This window comes from Planomonospora algeriensis (genome assembly GCF_977012225.1).
This window is the reverse complement of sequence record NZ_CDRNDK010000280.1, coordinates 1-8,647: the sequence shown is the minus strand read 5'-3', so window position 1 is coordinate 8,647 and position 8,647 is coordinate 1. Positions and strand designations below refer to the sequence as shown.

Genomic DNA, 8,647 nt, shown 5'->3' with positions numbered 1-8,647 from the left:
GCCGGGGACCGGGTCCGCGCGCGCCGGTGAGGCCCGCTATGGCGCACCCGGCGGGGCGTCAGGCGGGGGTGAACGGGGTGGCCGAGACGACGGCGGCGAGGGGGATCGGGCCGTAGACGTGCGGGAAGGTCTCCGCGGGGCCGGCGGCGGGGTCGGCCGGGGGTTCCATGCGGACGTCGAGTCCCGCCGGGTCGATGGTGAGCAGGGTGAGCGGTTCGGTGGCGCCGCGGTAGAATCGGTCGGCGACACCGCGCAGCTGGGCGGGGCCGGCGCAGGCGTGGATGAAGCCTTCCTGCTCCAGGGTCCGGCCCAGGGTGGAGACGCGGTACTCCCCCGCCGTGCGGGCGGCCTGCCAGTCGGCGGTGAGGGCCAGGTGCAGGATGACCGCCGGGACGTCCGCCGGGTCGTCCGCGGGGCCGTCCGCCGGGTGGTTCATCGGGGTTGCCGCCGCCAGTCGCGCTGCAGGATCGCGTACACCAGTTCGTCGGTCCACTCGCCCTTGACCCACTCGTTCTCCACCAGGTGGGCTTCGCGTCGCATGCCCAGGCGTTCCAGCACGCGGGCCGAGGCGGTGTTGCGGCCGTCGAGGCGGGCGGTGACGCGGTGCAGGTCCAGGCCGTCGAAGGCGAGTCCGAGCAGGGCGCGGGCGGCCTCGGTGGCGTAGCCGCGGCCGTGGTGGTCGGGGTGGAAGACGTAGCCGATCTCGCCGGAGCGGTGGACGCGGCTGTGCCAGAACAGCAGGGCGTCGCCGGCCAGTTCGCCGGTGGCGGCGACCTCCACCGCCAGGGACAGGGCCTGGCCTTCGTCCAGCAGCGCGCTCTGGCCGATCTTGGCCTCCAGGGCCTGGCCGGCCTGCTCGCGGTCGCGGGGTCCCCAGTACAGGTAGCGGGTGACTTCGGGCAGTGACTGGACGGCGTGCAGGGCGTCCAGGTCGCCGGGGGTGAACGGGCGCAGCAGGAGGCGCTCGGTACGGATCGGGTAGGCGGGTTTCAGCACCTGGCCAGCCTAGGCGACGCGCTGCGGGGGCGCGCGGCCGCTCCGGTGTGGAGCGCGGGGTGCCGCCGGTCGCGGCGGGGTCCGGAGACGCCGGAGGATCACCGGGGCGGCCGCGGGGCGAACCGGTTGCGGCCGGAGTCGAAAGCGTGTTCCACTGGGCGTCATGGGATGGGACTCCCCCGCGCTGGTGGCCGAGGCGCCCGACACGCGGCCGCGGATCGAACGCACCGCGGTGAGGCGGGTCCATGGCGCGCTGACCTGCTACGAGGTGCGGACCCGCACCGCGCTGGAGGCCGTGCCCGGCGGCTGGGCGGTCAATCCGTACCGCGGGTGCGCGCAGGCGTGCCGTTACTGCCCGGCGCGGCGGGGGCACCGCCGTCTCGGCTTGGACTCGGGCGCCGACTTCGATTCGCGGATCGTGGTGCGCACCGACATCGTGCGGAGGCTGCGGGCCGAGCTGGCCCGCAGGTGGGACGGGGGGCCGGTCACGGTGGGCCTGACCGGCGACTGCTATCAGCCCGCCGAGGAGGTCTACCGGCTGATGCCCGGGGTGGTCGCCGCGCTGGCCGAGGCGGGGGCGGCGTTCACGGTGCGCACCAAGAGCCCGCTGGTGCTGCGCGACGCCGGTGCGCTGGCGGGCCGCCGGGGCGGGGGTGGTGGTGTCGGTGGCGTTCGTCGACGACAGGTGCGCCGGGCGGTCGAGCCGGGGGCGCCCAGCGCGCAAAAGCGCCTGGAGCTGGTGGCCGCGCTGGCCGAGCACGGGGTGGCGTGCGGGGTGGCGATGGCGCCGGTCCTGCCGTTGCTGACCGACTCGCCCGACCAGCTGGCCGCGACCGTGCGGCGGATCGCCGCGGCGGGCGCCGCGGCCGTGGAGCCGCGGGTGTTGCGCCTGCCGCCGGGCGCCCGCGAGTGGTACCTGTCGTGGCTGGCCGAGCGGCATCCCGGGCTGGTCGCCCGTTATGAGGAGCTGTACGGCGGTGGCCCCGACGCCGATGACGGCTACGTCCGCCGGGTCGTCGGGCAGGTGGACCGGCTGGCCGAGCGCTACCGGCTGCGGTCCGGTCCCCCGCCGGTGCCGCCGGGGCGGCCGCGGCCCGGCAGCTGTCCCCTGCTCTAGGGGCGGGTCGGCCTGAGGTGGCGGGCCGGTTCGAGGGCGTCGCGGGCGCTGAGGCCCTCGAGGCGGCCGGGCGGTTCCCGCAAGCCGGGCCGGCCGGGGGCCGGGGTCAGCCGGCGGCGGCGGAGCCGGTCAGGGCGCTGCCCTTCTTCCACTCCTTGAACGACAGCTGCCAGTAGCTCCAGCCGTTGTTCCATTCGACGGCGCGGTCGGTGCCCTTGATGGTGATCACGTCGCCGCGCTGGGCGTTGTCGTAGAACCATTTGGCCTGGTCGGGGCGGGCGTTGATGCAGCCGTGGCTGACGTTGCGCCGGCCCTGGGCCCAGACGTTGTTCTTGGCGTGGACGTACTCGCCGCTGTTGGAGAACCGGACGGCATGGTTGATCATGACGTCGTAGTACTCTGGGTGGCCCTTCTCGAACCCCGGGGAGATCATCCGCTCGGGGTTGGACTTGCCCATCACCAGGTGCACACCGCTGGTGGTGGTGTAGGCGCGGGTGGTGGCCATGCCGGCGCTGATCAGCATCTTCTTGACGGTCTTGCCGTCCCGCTTGACGATCATGACGTGCTTGCGGGTGTCGACGGTGGAGATCTGGGCGGCGCCGATGCGGATGGTCTTGGTGAGGTCCTTGGTGCCGTACATGTCCTTGCCGCCCTGCACCCCTTGGAGGCGGGCGGTGAAGGTCACCTTCTGGTGGGCCTTCCAGAACTTGGCGGTGCGGTAGATCACCGTGGTGTCGTCGATCCACCGCCAGGCACCCTCGACGGGGTGCTCGGCCTCGACTTCAAGGGCCCGCTCGACGTTGGCCTTGCCGGCCTTGGAGAGGATGGGGTTGTTGAACCTGACGATGATCGGTGCTCCCACGCCGACCTTCTCGCCCTTGACGGCGGGGGTCACGTCCGCCACGGCCAGCTCGACCTTCGGCTTGAGGGTGGTGAAGGAGCTGCTGGCGGTGGTGCCGCCCGCGGCGGTGGCCGAGACGGTGTAGTCGCTGGCGGGCTTGAGCGGTGCGGTGGAGACCCACTTGCTGCGGGCGGCGTCGAACTCGCCTTCGAGCTGCCGGCCGTCGCTTTCCACGGTGACCTGCTCGAGGGGTCCGCCGGCGGCGGTGACGACCACTTTCTTGTCCGGGCGGACGGTGTCGCTGCCTTCGGCGGGGCTGATCTTTATGACCGGCGCGGCCGGGCTGGCCTGCGCACCGCCGGCGTCCTTGCGGTCGGCGACGGGGGCCGTCTCGGCCGGTCCGCTGGAGCAGGAGGCGACGAGCACGGCCGTGGCCGCCACCGCCAGTCCGGCCAGCGGCGTCCTGAGTCGTCGGGATCCCACGTTCAACACAACCCCATCCCCCATACGGCAGCAAACTGCGTCTAAAAACACTAATAGGAGATGCGCGTGGGACGTCCAGGGTTCAGACCGAAAGTGTCACATTTAGGTAACATTCATTGGTCGGGTGGCTGTTGACATGGAGTCACCGGCTCATCAAGATGAATCCGGCTCTCCATGCCCGCCGGTGATCCGCGCCTGTGCTCCCGGCCCCGGGCCGAGAGCACGGACGGTCAGGGGCAGCCGGCGGGCCGCGGGCCTGCCCGTCCGCCGCGACCTCGATCACGCACCTCGGCGCCGCCGCCGGACCCCCCTCCCGCCGCGGGCCAGCGGGCACGGTCAGCCCTGGCGGAGCCGGTGGGTGAGGCTGGTGTGGCGGCGCCCGGCGCCGCGCGTGCGCACCGCCTGGCCCAGCGCCCGGCGTGAGCCGACGATGACGACGAGCTTCTTGGCGCGGGTGATCGCGGTGTAGAGCAGGTTGCGCTGCAGCATCATCCACGCGCTGGTGGCCAGCGGGATCACCACCGCGGGGTACTCGCTGCCCTGGGAGCGGTGGATGGAGACCGCATAAGCGTGGGCGAGCTCGTCGAGCTCGTCGAAGGAGTACTCGACCTCCTCGTCCTCGTCGGTGCGCACCAGCAGCTTGTGGTCGTCGGGCCGGATGTCGGTCACCACGCCGACGGTGCCGTTGAACACCCCGGCGGCGCCCTTGTCGTAGTTGTTGCGCAGCTGGGTGACCTTGTCGCCGACGCGGAACACCCGCCCGCCGTAGCGGCGCTCGGGCATGCCCTCGCGGGCCGGGGTGAGCGCCTCCTGCAGCACGGTGTTGAGGTTGCCTGCCCCGGCCGCGCCGCGGTGCATCGGCGCCAGCACCTGCACGTCCCGGCGGGCGTTGAGGCCGAACCTGCGCGGGATGCGGTTGGCGACCACGTCGACGGTCAGCGCCGCGATCTCCTCCGGCTCCTCGCATGGGAACAGGAAGAAGTCCTTCATGCCCTCCAGCGCGGGCATCAGGCCGGTGTTGACCCGGTGGGCGTTGGTGACCACGCCCGACTCCTGGGCCTGGCGGAAGATGTGGGTCAGCCGTACCCGGGGGATCTCCTCCTCGGCGGCCAGCAGGTCGCGCAGGACCTCTCCCGCGCCGACCGACGGCAGCTGGTCGACGTCACCGACGAACAAAAGGTGCGCGCCGGGCGCGACGGCCTTGACCAGCTTGTTGGCCAGCAGCAGGTCCAGCATGGAGGCCTCGTCGACGACGACCAGGTCGGCGTCGATCGGGTTGTCGCGGTCGAAGGTGGCGTCCCCGCCGGGGCGCAGCTGCAGCAGCCGGTGCACCGTGGTCGCCTCGTGGCCGGTCAGCTCCGCCAGGCGCTTGGCGGCCCGGCCGGTGGGCGCGGCCAGGATCACCTTGGCCTTCTTGGCGCGGGCCAGCGTGACGATGGAGCGCACCGTGAAGCTCTTGCCGCAGCCCGGTCCGCCGGTCAGCACCGCGACCTTCTCGGTGAGCGCCAGCCGCACCGCTTTCTCCTGCTCGGCTGCCAGCTCGGCGCCGGTACGGCCGCGCAGCCACTCCAAGGCCACCGGCCAGTCGACGCCGGCGAAGGCGCCCAGCCGGTCGTGGCCGGCGCCCAGCAGCGCCCGCAGCGACCGGGCCAGCGACAGCTCGGCGCGGTGGAACGGCACCAGGTAGACCGCGGGGATCGTCACCTCGCCTGCGGGCAGCTCCTCGCGGACCACGCCCTCTTCGGCGACCAGCTCCTCCAGGCAGCGGGCGGCCAGCTCGGCGGGCACCTCCAGGATCTTGACGGCGTCGCCGAGCAGGTTGGGCGCCGGCAGGTAGCAGTGGCCGTCGTCGGCCGCCTGCGACAGGGTGTAGCGCAGGCCCGCCTTGACCCGCTCGGGGCTGTCATGGGGGATGCCGACGGCCTGGGCGATGGTGTCGGCGGTCTTGAAGCCGATGCCCCACACGTCGTCGGCCAGCCGGTACGGCTCGCTCCTGACGACCTCGATGGAGCGGTCGCCGTACTGCTTGAAGATGCGCACCGCGATGGAGGTGGACACCCCGACCCCCTGCAGGAAGACCATCACCTCTTTGATGATCTTCTGTTCCTCCCAGGCGGTCGCGATCAGCTTGGTGCGCTTGGGGCCCAGGCCGGGGACCTCGACCAGCCGCTCGGGGGCGGTCTCGATGACCTCCAGGGTCGCGGTGCCGAAGTGCGCGACGATCCGCTCGGCCATCTTCGGCCCGATGCCCTTGATCAGCCCGGAGCCCAGGTAGCGCTGGATGCCCTGGACGGTGGCCGGCAGCACCGTGGTGTAGGACCACACCTCGAACTGGCGGCCGTAGCGCGGGTGCGAGCCCCACCGGCCGGTCAGCCGCAGCGACTCGCCCACCTGCGCGCCCAGCAGCGGCCCCACCACGGTCAGCAGCTCCGACCCCGACCGCTCGGTGGCCACCCGGGCGATGGTGTAGCCGGTCTCCTCGTTGGCGTAGGTGATGCGCTCCAGCACCGCGGAAAAACTAGTCCCAGGAGTCTCACTCCTGGCGGCCTGACCGCCTGCCGGATCCACTTCCACGCCCTTCCACGCCAGTCTGCAACAAGAGGGTACGGCCGGAACAACGACTTTGCGCCACTTTGATCGGCTGGTTCATCGGCAGTCCTGGAGCCCGTGGCGGGACGCGCCGTCCCCGGCCCCCGGGTCAGGAATGCCCGACTCGGGACGGCGCGTGTTCTTCGGTCCGGGAGAGCCGATAGACCGTCCCCGCCTTCCCCCGCAGTTCCTCCCGCAGCAGCCGCCCGTCCTCCACGAGCGTCCGCACATCCCGCACACGATCAGCCCTGAAAGTGAATGCAGCGACGTACGCGACTTGCGCGGCAGCCGCTTCATCGTCTGACGCGCGGCTGTGTACGCCTTCCATGTCTCCCCGTCGATCACCGCCCGATGCGCGCCCGGAAACAGCGCCCTGCGGTTGCAACGCGTCGCCCGGCCGCACTCGCATGCCGGGTCATGCACGCTGATCTTTCCCGCGCCGAATCCCTGGTCGAGCATCCATGCGATCTCGTCCTGCCGCCACTCCCTGCCGCCGGGAGTACGCACCATCCGCATGTTCAAGTCCTTGGCCAGCGCGTAGAAGCTCCGATCGGCCAGCCAGCGCCGGTACAGCCCGGCCAGGATCTCTCCGGTACCGCCCTCGGCATCAGGCCCGTAGCGTTCCGGCCCGTCCTCCGGGTTCAGGATCGTCCGGTCATGGAACAGCGGATGCGGCTGACGGCCTCGACGCACGTACCCGAAGTAGTCACCCCCCAGCGGTGGAAGCCCGCGCCTGAGCCGATTCTGGAACGCCTCCGACCAGCGCGCCCCCACCAGGTCGGGGTGGTAGGCGGCGAACTCGAAGTGGATGCCGCGGGCGAGCCTGCCCGACGGGGTGCGGGCATCCACGTCCTCTGCGAGCGGCGCATGCTTTGATCGCGTCCATCTGGACTTCCGGTGAGATCTTTTCGCCCAGCATCATGGACACACGCACGTAGCCGATGGCTGGAACGAGATCCTCGAACGGAGAGGTGGGGAAACCGGCAGCCATCTGCATGGTTCCATCGTTACAGGTTCTTCCGTAATTCTCAGAGCATCACTTCAAGTGCATTGAGCGAATCTCCTAGCGGCTGTGACCGCAGTAGCCGTTCCTATCTGCCGTCCGATCACCGACCGGTCGGGTTTCGCCGGGGCGCAGCGTGGCAGACCACCGGGGTGAGCGGTGCGGTGGACGGCGTATGGGATCTGGTGGTCGTCGGGGCGGGTCCGGCGGGCTCGGCGGCGGCGCTGCGGGCCAGGCAGCTGCGCCCCGGCGCGCGGGTGCTGCTGCTGGACCGGGAGGACTTCCCCCCGCGACAAGGCCTGCGGCGACGGCATCGCCGCCCACGGCCGCGACGAGCTGGCCCGGCTCGGCCTGTCCGGCCTGCTCGACGACTACCGGCCGACGCGGCGCCTGGAGGTGGTCTCGCCGGGCGGTGAGCGCGTCCGGGCGACCGTCGCCCGGCCCAACCACGTCGTACCCCGCCGGGTCTTCGACGCCCGCCTGGTGGAGGCGGCCCGGGAGCGCGGGGTCGAGGTGCGCCGCCACCGGGTGCGGGCACTGGCCGAGCGCGGCTCGCACGTGGTCGTCGACGGGATCTTCACCGCCCGCGCCGTCGTCGCCGCCGACGGGGCCAACTCGACCGTGCGGCGCCTCATCGGCCTGCCGGCCGCCCCCGAGCGGCACACCGCGATCGCGGTGCGCGGCTACGCCGACGTGCCCGCCGACGACGACGTCCAGCTCATCGCCATGCAGCGGGAGGGCTGGCCGGCCTACGCCTGGTCGTTCCCGGTCGGCGACGGCAGCGCCAACGTCGGCTTCGGCATGCTCCTGCCCCGGCTGCGGGCCTGTGACCTGCCCGGCCGCCGGGTGCTGCACGGCCGGCTCGCCGAGCTGCTGCCCGACCTGCCCGCCCGGGACCTGCGGGCGCATCATCTGCCGCTGTCGTGCGGGCGGCCGGGGCCCGGCGCGGGCCGGGTGATGCTCGCCGGTGACGCCGCCAGCCTCATCAACCCGCTGACCGGCGAGGGCATCTACTACGCGCTGCTCTCGGGCCGCCTGGCCGGGGAGGCGGCGGTGCGGGCGGCCGGTGACCCGCTGCCCGCCTACCGGCGGGCGCTGCGTGGGGCCCTGGGGCGGCACCTGCGCACCACCGACGTGCTGGCCCGCGCCGCCCGCTTTCCCGGTTTCATCGACGCGGCGATCGCGGTGGCCTCCCGGCGCAGGGAGGTGTTCGACCTGCTGGTGGAGGTGGGCCTGGGGGCGGGGACCGTACCGCCGCATCTGGCCGGCGCGGTGGCCGGCCGCTGGCTGCTGGGCGGGCTGCGGCCGCGCGGCCGGTGAGGCGCCCTCGGCCCGTCCGGTGCCGAGCCGGGGCGGGGTCGGCTCTGCGAGGGTGGCGGCCGGGGGTCCTTCCCGGTGCGCGGGCAGGCGGGAGGAAGACGGGAACGCTATACTCAACCGTCTCTTGGATATACAAAACCCATTGGACAGGAGTCTAGCAAAGAGATGGGATCCCGTCAACCCGACCCCGCCCTCGCCGAAGCGCTGCGGACCGAGCAGGCCCGCCTGGACGCCCTCTACGACCGCCTGGACGCCGTCCGCGAGCGGGCCCGCGCCGCACTCGCCGCCGCCCCACTCG

General features: G+C 72.5%; 8 protein-coding genes. 3 read left to right on the top strand and 5 right to left on the bottom strand.

Annotation, left to right across the window (positions count from 1 at the left end; all coding sequences use genetic code 11):
• Positions 1 to 58: 58 nt before the first annotated feature.
• Together ACWJ6R_RS24410 and ACWJ6R_RS24405 are read right to left on the bottom strand one after the other, a co-directional pair.
• Complete coding sequence (locus ACWJ6R_RS24410) at positions 59 to 436, bottom strand: DUF952 domain-containing protein (protein WP_449064468.1); 378 nt, start codon at positions 434 to 436, stop codon at positions 59 to 61.
• Positions 433 to 996 (bottom strand): GNAT family N-acetyltransferase, encoded by a 564-nt coding sequence (locus ACWJ6R_RS24405; RefSeq protein ID WP_449064467.1) that lies wholly within the window; start codon positions 994 to 996, stop codon positions 433 to 435. The genes ACWJ6R_RS24410 and ACWJ6R_RS24405 overlap by 4 nt, the downstream gene beginning before the upstream one ends.
• A gap of 163 nt (positions 997 to 1,159) precedes the next feature.
• On the opposite strand from ACWJ6R_RS24405, the gene ACWJ6R_RS24400 reads away from it, so the two are divergent.
• The gene (locus tag ACWJ6R_RS24400) at positions 1,160 to 2,113 is read left to right on the top strand and encodes a radical SAM protein (protein WP_449064466.1); all 954 of its coding nucleotides are present in this window, start codon (positions 1,160 to 1,162) and stop codon (positions 2,111 to 2,113) included.
• 106 nt (positions 2,114 to 2,219) lie between these two features.
• On the opposite strand, the gene ACWJ6R_RS24395 is transcribed toward ACWJ6R_RS24400, so the two are convergent.
• The 3 genes from ACWJ6R_RS24395 to ACWJ6R_RS24385 form a co-directional block, all read right to left on the bottom strand.
• The gene (locus ACWJ6R_RS24395; protein ID WP_449064465.1) at positions 2,220 to 3,437 is read right to left on the bottom strand and encodes an Ig-like domain-containing protein; all 1,218 of its coding nucleotides are present in this window, start codon (positions 3,435 to 3,437) and stop codon (positions 2,220 to 2,222) included.
• 336 nt (positions 3,438 to 3,773) lie between these two features.
• Positions 3,774 to 5,945, bottom strand: a complete 2,172-nt coding sequence (recD2, locus tag ACWJ6R_RS24390; RefSeq protein WP_449064464.1) for an SF1B family DNA helicase RecD2 — start codon at positions 5,943 to 5,945, stop codon at positions 3,774 to 3,776.
• A gap of 138 nt (positions 5,946 to 6,083) precedes the next feature.
• Complete coding sequence (locus tag ACWJ6R_RS24385) at positions 6,084 to 6,875, bottom strand: recombinase family protein (RefSeq protein ID WP_449064463.1); 792 nt, start codon at positions 6,873 to 6,875, stop codon at positions 6,084 to 6,086.
• A 48-nt stretch (positions 6,876 to 6,923) separates the two neighbouring features.
• On the opposite strand from ACWJ6R_RS24385, the gene ACWJ6R_RS24380 reads away from it, so the two are divergent.
• Complete coding sequence (locus ACWJ6R_RS24380; protein WP_449064462.1) at positions 6,924 to 7,445, top strand: NAD(P)-binding protein; 522 nt, start codon at positions 6,924 to 6,926, stop codon at positions 7,443 to 7,445.
• Positions 7,426 to 8,349, top strand: a complete 924-nt coding sequence (locus ACWJ6R_RS24375; protein WP_449064461.1) for an NAD(P)/FAD-dependent oxidoreductase — start codon at positions 7,426 to 7,428, stop codon at positions 8,347 to 8,349. The genes ACWJ6R_RS24380 and ACWJ6R_RS24375 overlap by 20 nt, the downstream gene beginning before the upstream one ends.
• The last annotated feature ends 298 nt before the right edge of the window (positions 8,350 to 8,647 follow it).

What these genes read in the sequence shown, in the direction of transcription:
- ACWJ6R_RS24410 (WP_449064468.1), bottom strand. Translation starts at nt 436, where the DNA reads ATGAACCACCCGGCGGACGGCCCCGCGGACGACCCGGCGGACGTCCCG.
- ACWJ6R_RS24400 (WP_449064466.1), top strand. Translation starts at nt 1,160, where the DNA reads ATGGGATGGGACTCCCCCGCGCTGGTGGCCGAGGCGCCCGACACGCGG.